Source organism: Pseudomonas sp. OIL-1, assembly GCF_010669185.1.
GTDB lineage: Bacteria > Pseudomonadota > Gammaproteobacteria > Pseudomonadales > Pseudomonadaceae > Halopseudomonas > Halopseudomonas profundi.
Map to the genome: position 1 here is coordinate 248,342 of NZ_CP048629.1, position 17,978 is coordinate 266,319.

Annotated in this window: 19 protein-coding genes and 1 other RNA gene; 9 read left to right on the forward strand and 11 right to left on the reverse strand. The window is 59.0% G+C overall.

The window, feature by feature from the left end:
- Positions 1-16: 16 nt before the first annotated feature.
- From ubiH to G3M63_RS01185, 3 genes are read right to left on the reverse strand one after another with little or no spacing between them, the layout of a single operon-like run.
- Positions 17-1,207, reverse strand: a complete 1,191-nt coding sequence (ubiH, locus tag G3M63_RS01175) for a 2-octaprenyl-6-methoxyphenyl hydroxylase (RefSeq protein WP_223825004.1) — start codon at positions 1,205-1,207, stop codon at positions 17-19.
- Positions 1,204-2,544, reverse strand: coding sequence for a Xaa-Pro aminopeptidase (gene pepP, locus G3M63_RS01180; protein WP_150300316.1), 1,341 nt, complete (start codon positions 2,542-2,544; stop codon positions 1,204-1,206). Before pepP ends, ubiH begins: the two co-directional genes overlap by 4 nt.
- 11 nt (positions 2,545-2,555) lie before the next feature.
- On the reverse strand, positions 2,556-3,125 hold the full coding sequence (locus tag G3M63_RS01185) for a UPF0149 family protein (RefSeq protein WP_163981641.1): 570 nt from the start codon (positions 3,123-3,125) through the stop codon (positions 2,556-2,558).
- Between the two features lie 251 nt (positions 3,126-3,376).
- Here G3M63_RS01185 and G3M63_RS01190 point away from each other — a divergent pair, with 251 nt between their 5' ends.
- The 4 genes from G3M63_RS01190 to G3M63_RS01205 all read left to right on the forward strand — a co-directional run bounded on the left by G3M63_RS01190 (position 3,377) and on the right by G3M63_RS01205 (position 4,719).
- Positions 3,377-3,586: a TIGR02449 family protein gene (locus G3M63_RS01190; protein WP_150300314.1), complete on the forward strand. Its 210-nt coding sequence runs from the start codon at positions 3,377-3,379 to the stop codon at positions 3,584-3,586.
- Positions 3,583-3,885: a cell division protein ZapA gene (locus tag G3M63_RS01195; RefSeq protein ID WP_150300313.1), complete on the forward strand. Its 303-nt coding sequence runs from the start codon at positions 3,583-3,585 to the stop codon at positions 3,883-3,885. Before G3M63_RS01190 ends, G3M63_RS01195 begins: the two co-directional genes overlap by 4 nt.
- Positions 3,886-3,927: 42 nt before the next feature.
- A non-coding RNA gene (ssrS, locus tag G3M63_RS01200) (6S RNA) lies at positions 3,928-4,106 on the forward strand.
- A gap of 4 nt (positions 4,107-4,110) precedes the next feature.
- Positions 4,111-4,719: a 5-formyltetrahydrofolate cyclo-ligase gene (locus G3M63_RS01205; protein ID WP_163981642.1), complete on the forward strand. Its 609-nt coding sequence runs from the start codon at positions 4,111-4,113 to the stop codon at positions 4,717-4,719.
- Here G3M63_RS01205 and G3M63_RS19475 read toward each other — a convergent pair.
- Complete coding sequence (locus tag G3M63_RS19475) at positions 4,700-4,828, reverse strand: hypothetical protein (RefSeq protein ID WP_256669899.1); 129 nt, start codon at positions 4,826-4,828, stop codon at positions 4,700-4,702. The genes G3M63_RS01205 and G3M63_RS19475 overlap by 20 nt on opposite strands.
- Before the next feature lie 131 nt (positions 4,829-4,959).
- Here G3M63_RS19475 and G3M63_RS01210 point away from each other — a divergent pair, with 131 nt between their 5' ends.
- Entirely contained in the window at positions 4,960-5,418 is a 459-nt protein-coding gene (locus tag G3M63_RS01210; RefSeq protein WP_163981643.1) for an EVE domain-containing protein, read from the forward strand.
- 189 nt (positions 5,419-5,607) lie between these two features.
- Here the strand turns inward: G3M63_RS01210 and ilvA are convergent, their stop codons facing one another.
- The gene (gene ilvA / locus G3M63_RS01215; RefSeq protein ID WP_163981644.1) at positions 5,608-7,119 is read right to left on the reverse strand and encodes a threonine ammonia-lyase, biosynthetic; all 1,512 of its coding nucleotides are present in this window, start codon (positions 7,117-7,119) and stop codon (positions 5,608-5,610) included.
- Positions 7,120-7,301: 182 nt separating this feature from the next.
- Between ilvA and rpiA the strand changes: the two genes are divergently transcribed.
- Positions 7,302-7,976, forward strand: coding sequence for a ribose-5-phosphate isomerase RpiA (rpiA, locus tag G3M63_RS01220; RefSeq protein WP_163981645.1), 675 nt, complete (start codon positions 7,302-7,304; stop codon positions 7,974-7,976).
- Positions 7,977-7,997: 21 nt separating this feature from the next.
- On the opposite strand, the gene G3M63_RS01225 is transcribed toward rpiA, so the two are convergent.
- The 3 genes from G3M63_RS01225 to G3M63_RS01235 all read right to left on the reverse strand — a co-directional run bounded on the left by G3M63_RS01225 (position 7,998) and on the right by G3M63_RS01235 (position 11,106).
- The gene (locus G3M63_RS01225) at positions 7,998-8,885 is read right to left on the reverse strand and encodes an SdiA-regulated domain-containing protein (protein WP_163981646.1); all 888 of its coding nucleotides are present in this window, start codon (positions 8,883-8,885) and stop codon (positions 7,998-8,000) included.
- A 92-nt stretch (positions 8,886-8,977) separates the two neighbouring features.
- On the reverse strand, positions 8,978-9,652 hold the full coding sequence (locus G3M63_RS01230; RefSeq protein ID WP_163981647.1) for a fumarylacetoacetate hydrolase family protein: 675 nt from the start codon (positions 9,650-9,652) through the stop codon (positions 8,978-8,980).
- Positions 9,653-9,711: 59 nt separating this feature from the next.
- Positions 9,712-11,106, reverse strand: coding sequence for an FAD-binding oxidoreductase (locus G3M63_RS01235; protein ID WP_163981648.1), 1,395 nt, complete (start codon positions 11,104-11,106; stop codon positions 9,712-9,714).
- A 174-nt stretch (positions 11,107-11,280) separates the two neighbouring features.
- Between G3M63_RS01235 and serA the strand changes: the two genes are divergently transcribed.
- Positions 11,281-12,510: a phosphoglycerate dehydrogenase gene (serA, locus tag G3M63_RS01240; protein ID WP_150300305.1), complete on the forward strand. Its 1,230-nt coding sequence runs from the start codon at positions 11,281-11,283 to the stop codon at positions 12,508-12,510.
- A gap of 72 nt (positions 12,511-12,582) precedes the next feature.
- On the opposite strand, the gene G3M63_RS01245 is transcribed toward serA, so the two are convergent.
- Positions 12,583-13,071: a DUF523 domain-containing protein gene (locus G3M63_RS01245; protein ID WP_163981649.1), complete on the reverse strand. Its 489-nt coding sequence runs from the start codon at positions 13,069-13,071 to the stop codon at positions 12,583-12,585.
- Between the two features lie 5 nt (positions 13,072-13,076).
- Positions 13,077-13,715 carry a 2OG-Fe(II) oxygenase gene (locus G3M63_RS01250; protein ID WP_163981650.1) on the reverse strand — a complete coding sequence of 213 codons (639 nt, stop codon included), beginning with the start codon at positions 13,713-13,715 and terminating at the stop codon, positions 13,077-13,079.
- Between the two features lie 205 nt (positions 13,716-13,920).
- On the opposite strand from G3M63_RS01250, the gene G3M63_RS01255 reads away from it, so the two are divergent.
- Complete coding sequence (locus G3M63_RS01255; protein ID WP_163981651.1) at positions 13,921-14,676, forward strand: DUF2059 domain-containing protein; 756 nt, start codon at positions 13,921-13,923, stop codon at positions 14,674-14,676.
- Between the two features lie 34 nt (positions 14,677-14,710).
- On the opposite strand, the gene G3M63_RS01260 is transcribed toward G3M63_RS01255, so the two are convergent.
- Complete coding sequence (locus tag G3M63_RS01260) at positions 14,711-15,643, reverse strand: alpha/beta hydrolase (protein WP_163981652.1); 933 nt, start codon at positions 15,641-15,643, stop codon at positions 14,711-14,713.
- Between the two features lie 156 nt (positions 15,644-15,799).
- Here G3M63_RS01260 and G3M63_RS01265 point away from each other — a divergent pair, with 156 nt between their 5' ends.
- Positions 15,800-17,977 carry a malate synthase G gene (locus G3M63_RS01265; protein ID WP_163981653.1) on the forward strand — a complete coding sequence of 726 codons (2,178 nt, stop codon included), beginning with the start codon at positions 15,800-15,802 and terminating at the stop codon, positions 17,975-17,977.
- Position 17,978: the final 1 nt, after the last annotated feature.

Sequence of the window (17,978 nt, forward strand, 5' to 3'; positions counted from 1 at the left end):
GAAATCACAGCCTGAATCAGAGCCCCATCGCCTGGCGTGCGAACAAGCGCTTGGCTGGCGGCAGGATATCAATCCCGAGCAGACCAAGGTTGCGCCCGGCGGCGAGGAGTGGCTGCCTGTTACTGAACAGCCGCGTCAGGCGGTCACTGAAAGCCACTGTCATCAGCTGATCGCTGCGCTGACATTCGAGATAACGCATCAACACGGCAAGTTCGCCCGGTGACTTGTGCTGTTGCTGGGCGCGGACCAGTGTGTTGGCCAATGCCAGCGTATCGCGCAGCGACAGGTTGAAGCCCTGACCAGCAATCGGATGCAGACTGTGTGCAGCGTTGCCCAGGATCACCAGATGCGAGCGGACCTGCTCCTCAGCTTCAATCAGGCTAAGCGGATAGCAGTTGCGCTCGCCCACTTTCACCAATGCGCCCATGTGATAACCGAAAGCGTCCTGCAGACGCTGCAAAAAGGCTGCATCGGGCAATGATGCGATTTCAGCCGACTGATCCTCCGGCAGTGTCCACACCAGTGCGCTTCGGCTTGCAGACATTGGTAATAGCGCCAGGGGACCGGAATCGGTGAAACGTTCGTAGGCCACCCCGTCATGCCCCTCGGCACTGGTGACGTTGGTGACCAGCGCCACCTGGCCGTAGGGCGAAACCTCGCGGTGCACACCGAGCTGCGCAAGCAGACTCGAACGCCCGCCATCGGCGATCACCAGCAGATCAGTGTGCAGACTTTGCTCACCCGTCGGCGAGTCCACTTCGATACCGTAGCCGTCAGGCCCGGGGATGGCCCGGACCACCCGACCCGGAGCGATCCACTCCACGACGTCATGATCCAGCGCGCCGATCAGAACCTCCCCCAACCAGGCGTTTTCGACCACATAACCCAGAGCAGGCACCCGCTCCTGCGCTGCGTTGATGCGCGCCGACCCCGGATTGCCGCGATCCGATACATGAATCTGTCTGATCGGTTCGACGCGCTGCGCCAGCTTCGACCAGATACCCAGGCGTTCGTAGATCTTCCGGCTGCCCTGGGACAACGCGGTGGAACGGGCGTCGTAACTGGGCTGGGTAAAGCCCGCCCGGTTCGGCGGATGCGCCTCGATCAGGCGTATCGTCCAGCCCGCCTTGCGCGCACAATCCTGCAGTGCCAGCGCCAGACTGGCGCCCACCATTCCGCCGCCGACGATACTGATGGTCGTGCTCACGCGGCCGCTCCGCTGGTTTCACGCGCCTCGGCCATCAAGGCTTCGATAGCATCGGCATCCTTCGGCACGCTGGCTGAAAGCACATCGCAGCCCGTACGTGTGACCACGACATCGTCCTCAATCCGCACGCCTATGCCGCGCCATTTCTTCGGCACGTTGGTATTGTCCGGGGAAATATAAATGCCCGGCTCGACCGTCATGACCATCCCCGGCTCCAGTACGCGCCATTCTCCCCCGATGCGGTAATCGCCCACGTCATGCACATCCATGCCCAGCCAATGGCCGGCGCGGTGCATATAGAACGGACGGTAGGCTTCGCTGGCAATCAGCTCATCCACATCACCCTGGAGCAGGCCCAGATTACGCAAGCCTTCGGTGATCACGCGAACCGTCGCTTCGTGGGACTCGTTCCAGTGCCTGCCGGGCGCTATCACTTCAATCGCAGCGGCCTGCGCCGCCAGCACGATGTCGTAAATGGCGCGTTGCTCGGCGGAAAACCGCCCGTTGGCGGGGAATGTGCGGGTAATGTCACTGGCGTAGCAGTCCAGTTCGCAGCCTGCATCGATAAGCACCAGATCGCCGTCGCGGATCTGGCTGGTGTTTTCGGTGTAATGCAGAATGCAGGCGTTACGCCCCGCCGCGACAATCGACGCATAGGCCGGCGAACGGCTGCCGTTGCGCATAAAACTATGCTGCAGCTCCGCTTCCAGCTGGTATTCATACTGGCCAGGTTCGCAGCTCTGCATGGCACGCGCGTGTGCCTGGGCGGAGATTTCCGCCGCGGCCTGCATCACCTTGATCTCGGCCGCGCTCTTGTACAGCCGCATGTCGTGCAGCAGGTGATCGAGCGCGACAAACTCGTTCGGCGGCTGGGCCCCCAGGCGCGCCTTGCTGCGAATGGTCTTGATCCAGTTGGTCAGGCGCAGATCGAACTCCTGATTGGCACCCATGGCGTAATACACGCGTTCACGGCCTTCGATCAGCCCCGGCAAAATATCGTCGACGTCGCTGATCGGGAACGCATCATCGGCACCGTACTCGCTGATAGCGCCTTCCTGTCCGGCGCGATAGCCATCCCAGAGTTCGCGCTCCTTGTCCTTCTCGCGGCAGAACAATACGTACTCACCATGCTCGCGACCGGGGATCAGTACTGCTACGGCTTCAGGCTCGGGAAATCCGGTGAGGTATTGAAAATCGCTGTCCTGGCGGTAGTTATGCTCGACGTCACGGTTACGGATATACACCTGGGCTGCCGGCAGCACGGCAATGCTGTTCGGCTCCATCTGTTCCATCAATGCCTTGCGGCGGCGGGCATATTCCGACTTGCTGATTCGCATAGGTACCTCTATCAATGCAGGGATGCGGGCGGTTGATCCTGCGCTTCTGCTGGCTGACATTCACTGAATACCATCAGTACCGCCATGCGCACGTATTCCATGACTTCCATGAAATCCACTTCGTTGGCTTCGGACTCCTCAAGGTCGGTCTGCACCTGGGCAATGGCCGCGAAATCCTTGAGAACGCTGTCGACCTCCTCGCTCAGTTCCTGCCCACGTTCGACCAGACCGAAACCACCGAGAAAGCCTTCACACCACTGACCAAGCGCCCGGGTGCGGTGGTCAATGGTCGCGCTGTCGTCGGGAATCAGCAAGGTAAGCTCGAAACCACTGCCAGACAGCTGAGCCAGGCTTGCATCATGCAACTGCAACAACAGGACCTTGCCCGCCTCCGCCGGCGTGGAGGTTCCGTCAATGACTTCTGTGGCGATACTCAGCCAGGCGCCATGATCGAGCCGGCTACCGGCAGAGAGGCGACCGATCAGATGGCCATGCAGCTCGGAGGGGTTACCGGCGGCGCCGTGGTCACTGAATAACTGGGCATAGCGGTCATAATCGAATACGTCTGGCATCAAAGCCATAAGGAAGGGGCCTCGCGGGAAACAAAAGACTGGAAGATTTGCGGAGCGGCAGCGGATATTAGTCATCTGCCGACCAGACTTAGGGTAATCTACTGCGCAAGAGGTAAAGGGTCCAGTCTGGTGACGTGGTAGTGGCCGCAGCGCAGCAGCGAACGGCTTTTCGCACACCCTGATACCGTAACGGCGGTCAGTTTGACCCGCCTGCGGGCCCCTTCTATAGTTGGCGAAACCGGGATGGCAGAATGGCGCAAATGGACGAACCCGATATCGATACCCTGACAGACAAGGTTGCACAGTTGATCGCTGTCTGCGAACGACTCCAGCAGCAAAACCAGCACCTGCTTTCACAGGAGCGCAACTGGCGCGAGGAACGGATGCAGCTGATCGAAAAGAACGATCTGGCACGCCACAAGGTCGAAGCCATGATATTGCGTCTCAAATCCCTGGAGCATGATTCATGAGCGAACCCCTAACCGTCATCTTGCACATCCTCGACAAGGAATACCGCATCAGCTGTCCACCCGAGGAGCGCAACAACCTGGAGTTGGCGGCCCGTCATCTGGACACCAAAATGCGCGATATCCGCAATAGCGGCAAGGTCATCGGCGTGGACCGCATTGCGGTCATGGCTGCCCTGAATATCAGCCATGAAATGCTTACCGGCACGACACACAAAAACGCCGCGTTTGAAGATCAGCAGCGTCAGATCACTGACCTCGTTGCCCGTCTGGATCAGGCCCTCGCCCGCCACCAGAACTGATCAACGGCATGAAATCCCGGAGAGAGTTGTGTATAGTCCGAGACATCCCTGGGGTGTTCGCCAGCCGGAGATGTCCCTGAGCCGATACTCCTGTAAAAGGAGGCCACGCGTTGCTGTCAGTGTGCATGTCCGCATGACGGAAAGCCTTCGACAGCGCCGTGTCCACCACCTTGAACTGTCGGGTTCAAGGGCTAACCCGGCAGCGGCACTCTGGGGACCCAATCCATGAACGGTGAATCACGCAGCGCTCTGCGTCGCCGTTTGCGTCAGACCCGGCGCAACCTCTCCCGCGCACAGCAACACCAGGCCAGCCAACGACTTTTCCGTCAGCTTGCCCAACATCCGCTGTTCATTCGCAGTCAGCACATCGCCTTTTATCTGGCCAACGACGGGGAAATCGACCCTGCTCTGCTAATGGCCCGTGCCCGACGCCTGGGCAAGCAATGCTATCTGCCCGTTATCACTGGCTGGCCAATGGACCGGATGCATTTTCAGAAGATAACCGGTGATCAGCGCTGGGTGAAAAACCGTTTTGGTATTCTTGAGCCGGTGATCAAACGCGGACTTCAGGCTCGTCCCTGGCGGCTGGATCTGGTGCTGATGCCATTGGTGGGGTTCGATGAACAGGGCAATCGCCTGGGCATGGGTGGCGGCTTCTATGACCGCACTTTCGCCTATCGAAGATGGCGACCCAACTGGACCGGCGCGCGCTTACTCGGGCTGGCTCACGATTGCCAGAAAGTCGAGGCGCTGCCGGTAGCTTCGTGGGACATCCCGCTCGATGGTATCGTCAGCGACCGGGAGGTTCTGCTGTTCAGGGCACCGTCCGAATGACTTCGGGCTTAGGCGCATGCTCAACGAAGCCCTGCGTGTAGCCGGTCGTAACTACTCCCAGACCGAACATGATGACGATGACCCAGAGCCAATCGGGCTTACGACGCATAACAATCTCCTTGTTGTTGTTATCCCTGACGCGTCTAACGTATACGCGCACCTGCGGCAAGGCGTTCACACTTGCACGCAGCAGCTTATTTAAGGTGTTTTTTTCCTAATGTCAAATTGGCGTCAAAAAATATGCACTATTGGCTGATGAAGTCGGAGCCGGACGTTTTCTCCATTGATGACCTGAGCAATGCAGACCGCGCACCCTGGGACGGCGTACGCAATTACCAGGCGCGCAATCACATCGCGCAGATGCAGCCCGGCGACCTGTTCCTGTTTTACCATTCGAGCTGCAAGCCGCCCGGTCTGGCGGGTATCGGCGAGATCGTCAGCGCGCCCTACCCGGACCGCGCAGCACTCGACCCCGGCAGCCCGTACCACGACCCCAAGGCAACAGCCGAGAAGCTGCCGTGGAAGGCTGTCGATGTGTGTTATCGAGAACGCTTTGCAAGGTTACTGAGCCTGGAAACGATCAAAACTCTGACCGGGCTCGAAGGGTTACCCTTGCTGCAGCGCGCAAGCCGCCTGTCAGTGATGCCGGTCACTGCCGAGCAATGGGAGATATTGGTCGGCGCGGCCAGGGCGGGCTGAGTCGCGCTAACCCAGGGGTGTAGCGCGCCTGCGCTACGCCATATTTTGCAGCACACCAAACCCGTCGGCGAGTCCGAACGCGGCCCGAGCCGCTCACCAACCCCAGGGAGAAACCTCGTCGTTGCGTATCAGATCGCGGAGCCACCGCTGGGGGTGTAGCGCGCCTGCGCTACGCCGGGCCCTGGCACCTTATCCAAGATACAACGCGTATGCCGGATTATCCGTCTCGTCCCAATAGGCGTAGCCAATCGAGTCCAGCGCCTCCGGCACTTTGGCTCGATCAGCCACCGGTACCTGCAGGCCCACCACTACGCGTCCATAGGCAGCGCCATGATTGCGGTAGTGGAACATGGAGATATTCCAGCGTCCGCCCAGCTTGTTGAGAAAGTTGAACAAGGCACCCGGACGCTCCGGAAATTCGAAACGGTACACCACTTCGTCGGTAACCTTGTCCGCATGCCCGCCCACCATATGCCGGATATGCAGCTTGGCCAGCTCGTTATCGGTCAGATCCAGTACCGGAAAATCTTCCTGCAGGCGAGCCACCAGGGCATCGCGCGGATCATGCTCGGGATGCGTTTGCACACCGACGAAAATATGCGCCTCGGCATTGGTGTGGAACCGGTAATTGAATTCAGTGATCGCGCGCTTGCCAATCGCCTGACAAAACGCCTTGAAGCTACCCGGCTTTTCAGGAATGGTCACCGCCAACAGCGCTTCACGTTTCTCACCGATCTCAGCCCGTTCAGCCACGTGTCGCAGCCGGTCGAAGTTGACGTTGGCACCGGAATCAATGGCGATCATCACCTTACCCGTGCAGCCTTCACGCTCGACGTATTTCTTGATCCCTGCAACGCCCAGGCATCCGGCGGGCTCGCAGATCGAACGCGTATCGTCGTAGATATCCTTGATGGCGGCACACATCTCGTCAGTCGAGACCGTGATGACCTCGTCGACATAGTGCCGGCACACTTCGAAGGTGTGCTTGCCGATCTGGGCCACCGCCACGCCATCTGCAAACAGGCCAACCTGACTCAGGGTCACCCGCTCGCCCGCTTCAAGCGCGGCCTGCAGACAATTCGACTCATCAGGCTCCACACCAATCACCTTGATGTCCGGGCGCAGGTATTTCACATAGGCGGCGATCCCGGCGATCAATCCGCCGCCACCGACCGGAACGAAGATGGCGTCCAGATTACCGTGATGCTGACGCAGGATTTCCATGGCCACAGTGCCCTGCCCGGCAATGGTGTCGGGATCATCATAGGGATGGATGTACACCAGGCCCTTTTCATCGACCAGCTTCTGCGAATAAGCCAGTGCCTCATCGAAGGCATCACCGTGCAGCACCACTCGTGCGCCCCGGGCACGCACAGCCTTCACCTTGATCTCCGGCGTAGTACGCGGCATCACAATGGTCGCCTTCACGCCCATGTGACGGGCAGCCAGCGCCAGGCCCTGCGCATGATTGCCAGCTGAAGCTGTAACCACGCCACAGGCGCGCTGCTCATCGGTCAATTGCGCAAGCTTGTTGTACGCCCCGCGAATCTTGAAGGAAAAAACCGGCTGTAAATCCTCGCGCTTGAGCAACACCGTGTTGCCCAGCCGCTCGGAGAGAAAGGGCGCGGCGTGAATAGGTGTCTCGACCGCCACGTCATAGACGCGCGAGCAGAGGATTTTCTTGACGTAGGATTCCAGCATTGACCTTCAGCTTGTAGGGTTGAAATGGAATCGGGCAGTTTAGGGGCTGACAAGGGCTGGTCGCAAGCGGCGTGCGGCGGTGCATCGCGCGCGATTGCAGCGAATGCCTCATGTGCCCCTACACGGCGGCAACCAGGAGTCCGTATAATCGACGGCCTATTCGCTGAATCGGAGAACCCGGCATGACCCAGGACGAACTCAAACAAGCGGTTGCCCAGGCAGCGGTGGATTTGCTGCGGCCCAACCTCGAAGACAAGAGCGTCATCGGCATCGGCACCGGCTCCACCGCCAACCACTTCATCGATGCGCTGGCCAAACACAAGGCCTACTTCGATGGCGCCGTCGCCAGCTCCGAGGCCACCGCCGAGCGCCTGAAAAGCCATGGCATCCCGGTGTATGACCTCAACAGCGTCGCCAGTCTGGATTATTACGTGGACGGCGCAGACGAAGCCAACAAGCATCTGGAATTGATCAAGGGCGGCGGCGCGGCACTGACCCGCGAAAAAATCGTCGCGGCAGTGGCGCGCACTTTTGTTTGCATAGCGGATGACAGCAAGCTGGTCACCACTCTGGGCGCATTCCCGTTACCGGTGGAAGTTATCCCGATGGCGCGCAGCCACGTCGCCCGGGAAATCGTCAAGCTGGGCGGCGATCCCGTCTACCGTGAAGGCGTAACCACTGATAACGGCAACGTCATACTCGACGTGCACAACATGCAGATCGTCGATCCACGCGGCCTCGAAGAAAAGCTCAACGCGATCGTAGGGGTGGTGTGCAATGGTCTGTTTGCCGCACGCCCTGCCGATGTCCTGTTGCTGGGTACCAGCGAAGGCGTCAGAACGCTCAAAAAAGCCTGACAGGCAGCAGCCCGGCCCCGTTCAGTCTTCCCGAACGAAACGATAGAAAAGGTTCGGCTCGCTGACGATATAGATGCGTTTCTGCGCATCTATAGCGATACCCTCCGCCTGGGGCACTGTAGCGCCAAGCCCACTCATACCCCGCCACAGGCCCAACACACTGACGGCCTGACTGTCCTGATCGTATTCCACCGCCATATGTGACTCGTCGCTCAACAGCAACAGGTGACCGCTGTTTTCATCCAGGCTCAAAGCAGACAGATCCGCCATGAACAATTGATCGGAATCCGAGCGCTTGATTTCGGTAATGGAGACGCTGCCTGATTCCAGCGCATCGACAAACCCCTGGACCCTTAACAAGCGCAACGGATCGCGCTCTTTCACAACCAGTAGCTCGCCTTTTATATGATCCCAGGTCAGACCCTCGAAACCCACATTACCGTCCTGGTCCAGCCCAATGGTCAGACTGCGCATGCCTTCGACATTGATTTCAGTGGCATCGCGCGGAATATCAGCAAGTATCAGCCTGTGCGCACGTTCTTCTGCAAGCACAAAGCGGTCCCCGCTGATATGCGCCAGGCCTTCCATATCATCAACACCATGCACCGTAACCTGGCGCAGCAGTTCACCTTCGAGGCTGATCTCCACCAGCAATGGCCTGCCGTTGAGCACCCCGAACAGCGTGTCGCTTTCATGGTTATAGGTCAGGGCTGAAAGGTCGTCTTCCAGCTGGGGAATGGGTGCCGCTTCAATATCGACACGATAACGGCCGAGGTCCAGCGCACGCTCGGGCAATGGTTGGCGGTTGAGCGTCCAGGATTGCCAGAGGAGCACATCGAGCTCATTGACCCGGATATAAACAAACGCAGCGACAACTGCCAGAACCAGGACTATGAGCAAGCGCTTCAATGCGAAGCCTCCAGCAAAACGGCCATACAACCATCAGCAGATGACGAGCGTGTGACATCCGCCGCGCGAGACAAATGGGACCGCAAAAAGCCTCAGTTGTGCGAATCGACAACCCGCGTCACCTGCTCAAGCACACCCGGAATGGACAGCTCCAGCCGATCACCCGATTTCAGAACGCCGACACCGGCGGGCGTACCGGTGATAACCACGTCGCCGGGCTGCAGGGTGAATACGTCTGCGATCTGCCGCAACAGAGTGAGTATTGGCGTGATCATATCGGCGCTGCTGCCCTGCTGGCGTACTTCGCCGTTGATCTTCAGCTGCAGCGAAATGTCGGTCAGGGTCAGTGCCGCAGGTGCAACAAAGCCGGACAAGGGGCAAGCCCCGTCGAACGCCTTGGCGCGCTCCCAGGGATGGGATTTGGCCTTGAGCTGATCCTGCAGTTCGCGCAGGGTCAGGTCGAGCGCCAGACCAACACCGCCGATAACCGCCTCAGCCTGGCTTTCGGTCACATCCCCGCTGAGGGTTTCGCTGATCAACAACGCTATTTCGGTCTCGTAATGCACCGGGCCACGTCGCGGAGAAAGCACAATATCGTTGGTCAATGGCACCACCGCAGTAGCCGGCTTGATGAATAACAAAGGCTCGGTGGGGACCGGATTGTTCAATTCGCGGGCATGTTCGGCATAGTTGCGACCGACGCACACCACCTTGCCTACCGGCAAGTCGAGTGGCGTTCCGTCGAGATAGGTGTGCTGATATGGCATGAGAGGTTCCTGGTAAAGGCCGGCCTGCTACGGGTTCAGCAGGCCGTAAACGGGACGGCTCAGTCGGCAAATATCTTGCCTGGATTCATGATGCCGTTAGGGTCGAACACCGCCTTGATCGATTTCATCACCGCAATCTCCGCTTCACTGCGGCTGTAGGTCAGATAATCGCGTTTGGTCATGCCGACGCCGTGCTCGGCGGAAATCGAGCCGTTGTATTTCTGCACGATTTCAAACACCCATTTATTCACCGTTGCGCAGCGGGCAAAGAAGTCATCCTTGGGCAACGCTTCAGGCTTGAGAATGTTCAGGTGCAGGTTGCCGTCACCGATATGGCCGAACCAGACGATCTCGAAGTCAGGATAGTGCTCACCGACGATACTGTCGATATCGTGCAGAAACGCCGGGACCTGGCCGACAGTGACCGAAATATCGTTCTTGTATGGCGTCCAGTGGGCAATGGTTTCGGAAATGAACTCGCGGAGCTTCCACAGGTTCTGCAGCTGTTGCTCGCTCTGGCTCATCACGCCATCGAGCACCCAGCCCTGCTCAACGCAATGCTCGAAGGTTTCCAGCGCCTGGGTGGCAATGTCTTCGCTGATTGCCTCGAACTCAAGCAGCGCATAGAAAGGACAATCAGTCTCAAAGGGAGCTGGCACATCACCGCGCCCAAGCACCTTGGCCATCGCCTTGTCGGAGAAGAACTCGAACGCAGTCAGATCCAGCTTGCCCTGAAAGGCATGCAATACGGGCATGATCGAATCGAAATCCGGCGTACCCAGCACCATCGCCGTCAGATTGCGCGGCGCGCGCTCCAGGCGCATGGTCGCCTCAACCACGAAGCCCAGCGTGCCTTCGGCCCCGATAAACAGCTGACGCAGGTCGTAACCCGTGGCGTTCTTGATCAGATCCTTGTTCAATTCGAGCAACTCGCCGGTACCTGTCACGACCTTGAGGCCGGCCACCCAATTGCGCGTCATGCCATAGCGGATCACCTTGATACCGCCGGCATTGGTGCCGATATTGCCGCCGATCTGGCTTGACCCGGCCGAGGCGAAATCAACCGGATAATACAATCCCTTGTCTTCAGCGAATTGCTGCAGCTGCGCGGTTACTACGCCCGGCTGACATATCACCGAGCGGTCAAATTCATTGAAGTCGAGAATCTGGTTCATGTAATCGAAGGACACTACGATCTCGCCATTGGCCGCTACCGCCGCTGCGGACAGCCCGGTGCGTCCACCCGACGGCACCAGCGCCAGCTTCTGCTCATTGGCGAAACGCACCAGCGCCTGAACCTGTTCGACCGTTCTGGGAAACACTACAGCCAGCGGAGCCGGCTCGAAATGCTTGGTCCAGTCCTTGCCCCAGTTATTCAGGGATTCGGCATCAACGCGCACCTTGTCAGGCTCGACCAGGGTCTTCAGGGTTTCGATCACGGCTTCAGGGGTCATGGCTGCTCTCAAACGAAATTCATGCTGCGCAGGAATAGATTTCACGCAGCGACAGGCATCAAAAAAGGGAGATTATGCTAGCATACGCGGCTTCCAACACAGGACACTTCTGTCGGCCACTGAGCCGCAAAGCGCTCCCGGCTCATTTCATCAGTACTACGGGAAAATTGACACATGGCCATCACCTCGCTGGACAAAAGCAAGATCAAGTTTCTGCTCCTCGAGGGTGTGCACCAGACTGCCGTCGACACGCTAAAGGCAGCCGGTTACACCAACATCGACTATCACGCTGGCTCGCTGCCTGATGAGCAGCTCAAGGAAGCGATTGCCGATGCGCACTTTGTCGGCATCCGTTCACGCAGCCAGCTGACCGAAGATGTGTTCCGTCATGCCAATAAACTGATCGCCGTCGGGTGTTTCTGCATCGGCACCAACCAGGTCGATCTCGACGCCGCCCGTGAGCGCGGCATCGCCGTGTTCAATGCGCCCTATTCCAACACCCGTTCCGTGGCCGAGCTGGTGCTCGCCGAGGCCATTCTGTTGCTGCGCGGTATTCCGGAAAAGAACGCCGTGGCCCACCGCGGTGGCTGGCTGAAAAGCGCGACCAACTCCTTCGAAATCCGCGGCAAGAAGCTCGGCATTGTCGGCTACGGCTCGATTGGTACACAGCTGTCAGTCCTTGCCGAAGGACTGGGCATGCAGGTGATCTTCTATGACGTGGTGACCAAGCTGCCATTGGGCAATGCCGCCCAGGTTGGTTCGCTCACAGAATTGCTTGGCGAAGCCGATATCGTCACCTTGCACGTACCGGAGACCGCCGCCACCAAGTGGATGATCGGCGAGAAGGAAATTCGTGCAATGAAGAAAGGCGGCATCCTGATCAATGCTGCGCGTGGCACCGTTGTTGACATCGAAGCCCTGGCGGCTGCGCTGGCTGACAAGCATCTGAACGGCGCCGCCATCGACGTATTTCCGGTCGAGCCACGCTCCAACAATGACGAGTTTATCTCGCCGTTGCGCGAGTTCGATAATTGCCTGTTGACGCCACACGTGGGCGGTTCAACCATGGAAGCGCAGGCCAACATCGGTCTGGAAGTCGCCGAGAAGCTGGTGCGCTACAGTGACAACGGCACTTCCATCACCTCAGTCAACTTCCCCGAAGTCGCACTGCCGTCGCACCCCGGCAAACACCGTTTGCTGCACATTCACAAGAACGTGCCCGGCGTGATGAGCGAGATCAACCAGGTGTTTGCCGAAAACGGCATCAATATCTGTGGCCAGTTCCTGCAAACCAATGAGAAGGTTGGTTACGTCGTGATTGACGTCGATGCAGCGTATTCCGATCTGGCCCTGGAAAAAATCCTGCAGGTCAAAGGCACCATCCGCAGCCGCGTATTGTTCTGATAATCCCGGCTCTGCGGAGGTTTCGGTGCGGCCGCGCCGAAACCTCCGCGGGTTTGGTCTCGCACTGCCGGTTCAGCCTTTTGATCCGTCCAGCACCAGCGCCAGCTTGTCCAGCTCTTCCTCGTTGAATACCTGAACACCCGCCTGCTTCAATGCCGCCGCTGTCACGCCTTCACCCGCCACCCTGGTCCCGGTGAAGGTACCGTCGTAATTCTCCTTATTACCGCAGGATGGACTGCGCGCCTTGAGTACGGCGAATCGAATGCCGTGCTGCTTCACCAGTTGTAATGCGAGTTGCGCACCGCTCAGAAACTCGAGGGTCACGTCATCCCCGCTCACCGTCCTGACTTTCAGTTGACCTGTCAGCACGGCTGCGCCCTGCCCTCCAGGTATCTCCGCAGGCGGACGTGGAGTCGGTAATCCGCCAGCTACTTCCGGACAAATCGGGATAACGCGGCCCTCAGCCTGCCAACGCTGCAGCAGGCCGTAGGGTCCGCCTGCAGTGCCGTCGTAACGTACCGGCTGGCCGAGCAGGCAACTGCTGACAAGGAGCTTTTCCATCAGCTCTAGCGCAATAACGGGTTGAGCGGGCGGCGACGAAACCAGCCAACCAGACTGGCCCGTTCCTTATGCGCCTGAAGGACTTCATGCAAAATGCTGTCACTCATGAACACCACCAGGGTGCCAGCGGTGGGTGCCACGTCCACCACACCCTCCTTGAGGTGCAACCGCAACTCCCCACCATCACCCGGCTGCCAGCTCTGATTGAGATAAGCCACAACCGAAACCATACGCAGCGGATTATTCTTGAAGCGGTCCAGATGCTTGCTGTAACCGGAACCGGGCGGATACAGAGCAAAATGCGTTTCGAAGCTGTCGAGTCCAAGATACAACGACCGATTAAGGGTCTCACGCAACGCCTCGAGTATCTGCACGTACTCGTCCTGACAGGCCCGCGGCGAACAATCGTCCAGCCACCGGGTGTAGTCGCCGCGGATCTCCGGAACCACCGCCAGGTCCGAGCCGTGACCAATTGCGGCCGGAGTCAGCGCATCGTTTTGCCACATATGGCGACAGGCCTGCGCCAATGCTGCGATCAGTGACGGGGAAAAAACCTTGGCTTGAACTGACCAGCCTTTCACCGCCAGATCATCGGCCACCTGCTCAAAGCAACTGGACACTTGCGCAACAGGGAACTCGGACATCGATGTTTCGCTCAAAAAAGGAACCTTGAAGTCAGCCGGCCGGCTGGACAGAATCGATCCGGAGCGGGATCGGATTTATTGTAGCCTGCTCACCGGAATCAGTTGCTGTTTCACTATGAGCCCGAGCAGGCCAGCAACCAGAAACTCGACAAGCCCTCCGGTCCAGCAGACACTACTCCCCGCCATCCCCACATTAGAGGCATCAATGCGCCTGACTGCACTGCACACCCTGATACTGACGCTTCTGACCACACTGTTACTTCACAGCTTCGCCGCACAGGCTGCGCCGGGATCAACCGCGGCGCTCTATCAGGCGTCGGGAATGAATCAACACCAGGAACATTTTCAGTTCGCCCTGAAGGCTGCGCAACAACGCTATGCGAAGCAGCTACCAGCAAGCATTTATGAAACGCTCGTCACCCAGAGCAACTTGCGTTTCGCCCCGAAAAAAATGCACGATCGTGCGCTGGCGCGGCTTGCGCTGACGCTTCAGGATGAAGACCAGCGCCAGGCACTTGCCTTTTACGACAGTCCCCTGGGCCGCAAGGTGGTTGGCGCCGAGACCCGCGCCACGTCCCCTGCCGCTATTGTGGCCATGCAACGCGGCTTGCCGGAACCCGAGCTGACCCCGGAGCGACGCGCACAAATCGAGCGACTGAGCGAGCTCTTGCCGGCGCTGGATATCGGCGTCGAAGTCTCGTTGTCACTGGCCAGTCTGGCTGCCGCCAGCGCGAACAGTTTTCTGGGCGGGCTGATGCAGATCCCCGAATCCGTGGTGACCGGCCGTCGCGGCGATCTGCGCAATCAAATGCAGCCTAACCTACCGGCGACACTGGCGCATGTTTATCGCGACCTCAGCGATGACGAGCTGGCTGGCCTGATCAAATGGAGCGAATCGGAACATGGAAAGCTGTTTTACGCGGCGGTGGAACTGGCCGTTCGCGATGCGCTGAATCCCTGAGTACAGCCTCAAGCCAGGACGGCTAGCCCCTCACTCAGTAGCCCAGCTTGTCGCTCAACCAGTCCAGATACTCTTTGCGCAGCGCCTTGCCTTCGTTGGCCAGGTGGTGACGCGCCTTGGGTAGATAGAGCAGCTCGGGCGCGTCGAATTTCTCCTGCAGAACCTTGATATTGTGCTGCCAATCAACAGTGCCATCCGCCTGGCCCTGAATGATCAACGGCCGGTGCGACGCAGGTGCGGCCGACTCGATGCGGGGGATCCACTTTTCCAGCGCCTGAACCCAGGCAACCGGCAGTATCTGCGCCTGAAGCGGATCACGCTCCCTGATGAAAGCGAGGAAATCGGGGTCATTGGAATTATCGGTAAAACGTCTGCCAAGCTGCTGGATGAAGCCGCCAAGCAACTTGAGGCTCATCTGCGACATCCCCCACTGCCGAGGCCGGACCAGCGGCGCCATCAGAATATTTTCGCCCGTCTCGGTCGGCATCTCACCGTGCAGCAGGCGGTCGATCAGTATCGCGCCGCCGGTGCTTTGTCCGAGAAAATGCCAGGGTCCGGGAAGATTCCAGTCCACGGCGCTTTGCAGTACGCCATCGAGCGCCTTCTGATAGCGCAGGAAACAATCAATGCTTGCCCTGTCACCGCTGGACAGGCCATGTCCGGGAAGATCGAAGGCGAGCACTGCCAGCTTATGCCCCAGCGCCCAGCGAATCAGGTGCCGATACAGCCCCATATGATCGTAATAACCGTGCAGGATAACCAGCGTGCCCTTGGGCCGCGACGGGCGCCATAGCTGGACGGCGAGATCAAACCCGTCGGCGTGAACTTTTCCGAGGTGCTGCTCGACATGCCGGCTGAAATCGATGCCGTAGTAATTGGCATATTTCAGCGCAGCCGCATCCGAAGGCCTTCCCGGCTCCAGCTCCGGCAGGCCTTCGATCAGCAAATCCAGAAAAGCCTGATCCATTAACATTCCGTCATTATACGCCTGGGCTCTGTGGCTAGCGCTTTAGAATTCCACGTGCCGGGCATGATTTGCAACCTGTCATCGTGTAACATGCTGCCTCTCCAAATTCCACGTCCTGCGCGTTCGCGCAGGTTGTCTGCAGAGTGAGGGTTTTCCATGACTGAACGCGTCCAAGTCGGCAGCTTACAGGTTGCCAAAATACTCCACGACTTCGTCAATCAGCAGGCCATCCCCGGTACCGGTGTCGATGCCGACGCTTTCTGGTCTGGTGTTGAGAAGCTGATCACAGACCTGGCGCCAATCAACAAGGCCCTACTCGCCAAACGCGATGATTTCCAGAACCAGATCGATGCCTGGCACAACCAGCGCACCGGTCAAGCGCACGACCCGGTCGCCTACAAGGCGTTCCTGCAGGAAATCGGTTACCTGTTACCCGAACCTGACGATTTCAGTGCGACGACCGAAAACGTCGACGAAGAAATTGCCCGCCTGGCTGGCCCACAACTGGTCGTTCCGGTCACCAACGCCCGCTTTGCCCTGAACGCGGCGAACGCCCGCTGGGGTTCACTGTACGATGCGCTGTACGGTACCGATGCGATTTCCGAGGAAGATGGCGCCACCAAAGGTCCGGGCTACAACGAAATCCGTGGCAACAAGGTCATTGCCTACGCCCGCGCGTTCCTCGATGAGGCAGCCCCGCTGGCCGAAGGTTCCCACGTCGACTCCATCGAATACCTCGTCAAGGACGGCCAACTGGTCGTCAAGCTGAAGAATGGCAGCCAGACCGGTCTCAAGGATGCAGCACAGTTTGTCGGCTTCCAGGGTGACGCTGAATCCCCCAAAGGGGTGTTGTGCAAGCACAACGGTCTGCACTTCGAGATTCAGATCGATCCCACCAGCAATGTTGGCCAGACTGATGCCGCCGGCGTAAAAGACGTACTCATGGAAGCCGCGCTGACTACCATCATGGATTGCGAAGATTCCATCGCCGCTGTTGATGCCGAAGACAAGACTCTGGTCTACCGTAACTGGCTGGGCCTGATGAAGGGCGATCTGGCCGAGAGCGTGGCCAAGGGCGGCAGCTCCTTCACCCGCACCATGAATCCGGACCGCGAATACACTGCTGCAGACGGCTCAAGCCTGACGTTGCACGGTCGTTCCCTGCTGTTCGTACGTAACGTTGGCCACCTGATGACCAACGATGCCATCCTCGACAAGGACGGTAACGAAGTACCCGAGGGCCTCATGGACGCGGCGATCACCAGCCTGATCGCCATGCACAACCTCAACGGCAATACCGCGCGCCGCAACACCCGCACTGGCTCTGTATACATCGTCAAACCCAAGATGCACGGACCTGAAGAAGTCGCCTTCGCCACTGAGCTGTTCAGCCGCGTCGAAGACCTGCTCGGCCTGAAGCGCAACACGTTGAAAGTTGGCATCATGGACGAGGAGCGCCGTACATCGCTGAACCTGAAAGCCTGCATCAAGGCCGCCAGCGAGCGCGTTGCCTTCATCAACACCGGCTTCCTCGACCGTACCGGTGACGAAATCCATACCTCCATGGAAGCCGGCGCGATGGTACGCAAGGGTGAAATGAAGGCCGCCAAGTGGATCGGTGCCTACGAGAACAACAACGTCGACATCGGCCTGGCAACCGGCCTCAAGGGCCGTGCGCAAATCGGCAAAGGCATGTGGGCCATGCCTGACCTGATGGCGGCAATGCTCGAGCAGAAAATCGGCCATCCGATGGCAGGCGCGAATACCGCGTGGGTACCCTCCCCGACTGCGGCTACCCTGCACGCCTTGCATTACCACAAGGTCAACGTGGCGGAGCGTCAGGCCGAGCTGGCCAGCCGCACGCCGGCGTCAATCGACGACATTCTGACCCTGCCTCTGGCCACCAACACCGACTGGTCAGCTGACGAAATCCAGCAGGAACTGGACAACAACGCCCAGGGGATCCTCGGTTACGTTGTGCGCTGGATTGATCAGGGTGTCGGTTGCTCCAAGGTCCCGGATATCAATGACGTCGGGCTGATGGAAGACCGCGCTACCCTGCGTATCTCCAGCCAGCACATTGCCAACTGGTTGCGTCATGGCATCTGCACCGAAGAACAGGTGCTGGAAACCATGAAGCGCATGGCCGCCGTCGTTGATCGTCAGAACGACAGTGACCCGGCATACAAGGCAATGGCGCCTGATTTCGATAACAGCGTTGCCTTCCAGGCAGCCGTCGAGCTGTGCATCGAGGGCACCAAGCAGCCGAACGGCTACACCGAGCCGGTCCTGCACCGTCGTCGCCGCGAGTTCAAGGCGAAGTACGGCTGCTGAT

Excerpts from the sequence above, each read along its gene's own strand:
- G3M63_RS01245 (WP_163981649.1), bottom strand. The coding sequence starts at position 13,071 with ATGGAAAAGCTCCTTGTCAGCAGTTGCCTGCTCGGCCAGCCGGTACGT.
- G3M63_RS01260 (WP_163981652.1), bottom strand. The coding sequence starts at position 15,643 with ATGGATCAGGCTTTTCTGGATTTGCTGATCGAAGGCCTGCCGGAGCTG.
- G3M63_RS01195 (WP_150300313.1), top strand. The coding sequence starts at position 3,583 with ATGAGCGAACCCCTAACCGTCATCTTGCACATCCTCGACAAGGAATAC.
- G3M63_RS01250 (WP_163981650.1), bottom strand. The coding sequence starts at position 13,715 with ATGTCCGAGTTCCCTGTTGCGCAAGTGTCCAGTTGCTTTGAGCAGGTG.
- G3M63_RS01205 (WP_163981642.1), top strand. The coding sequence starts at position 4,111 with ATGAACGGTGAATCACGCAGCGCTCTGCGTCGCCGTTTGCGTCAGACC.
- G3M63_RS01235 (WP_163981648.1), bottom strand. The coding sequence starts at position 11,106 with ATGACCCCTGAAGCCGTGATCGAAACCCTGAAGACCCTGGTCGAGCCT.
- G3M63_RS01255 (WP_163981651.1), top strand. The coding sequence starts at position 13,921 with ATGCGCCTGACTGCACTGCACACCCTGATACTGACGCTTCTGACCACA.
- G3M63_RS19475 (WP_256669899.1), bottom strand. The coding sequence starts at position 4,828 with ATGCGTCGTAAGCCCGATTGGCTCTGGGTCATCGTCATCATGTTCGGT.
- rpiA (WP_163981645.1), top strand. The coding sequence starts at position 7,302 with ATGACCCAGGACGAACTCAAACAAGCGGTTGCCCAGGCAGCGGTGGAT.
- G3M63_RS01230 (WP_163981647.1), bottom strand. The coding sequence starts at position 9,652 with ATGCCATATCAGCACACCTATCTCGACGGAACGCCACTCGACTTGCCG.
- G3M63_RS01185 (WP_163981641.1), bottom strand. The coding sequence starts at position 3,125 with ATGGCTTTGATGCCAGACGTATTCGATTATGACCGCTATGCCCAGTTA.
- G3M63_RS01210 (WP_163981643.1), top strand. The coding sequence starts at position 4,960 with ATGCACTATTGGCTGATGAAGTCGGAGCCGGACGTTTTCTCCATTGAT.
- G3M63_RS01265 (WP_163981653.1), top strand. The coding sequence starts at position 15,800 with ATGACTGAACGCGTCCAAGTCGGCAGCTTACAGGTTGCCAAAATACTC.
- serA (WP_150300305.1), top strand. The coding sequence starts at position 11,281 with ATGGCCATCACCTCGCTGGACAAAAGCAAGATCAAGTTTCTGCTCCTC.
- G3M63_RS01190 (WP_150300314.1), top strand. The coding sequence starts at position 3,377 with ATGGACGAACCCGATATCGATACCCTGACAGACAAGGTTGCACAGTTG.
- ilvA (WP_163981644.1), bottom strand. The coding sequence starts at position 7,119 with ATGCTGGAATCCTACGTCAAGAAAATCCTCTGCTCGCGCGTCTATGAC.
- pepP (WP_150300316.1), bottom strand. The coding sequence starts at position 2,544 with ATGCGAATCAGCAAGTCGGAATATGCCCGCCGCCGCAAGGCATTGATG.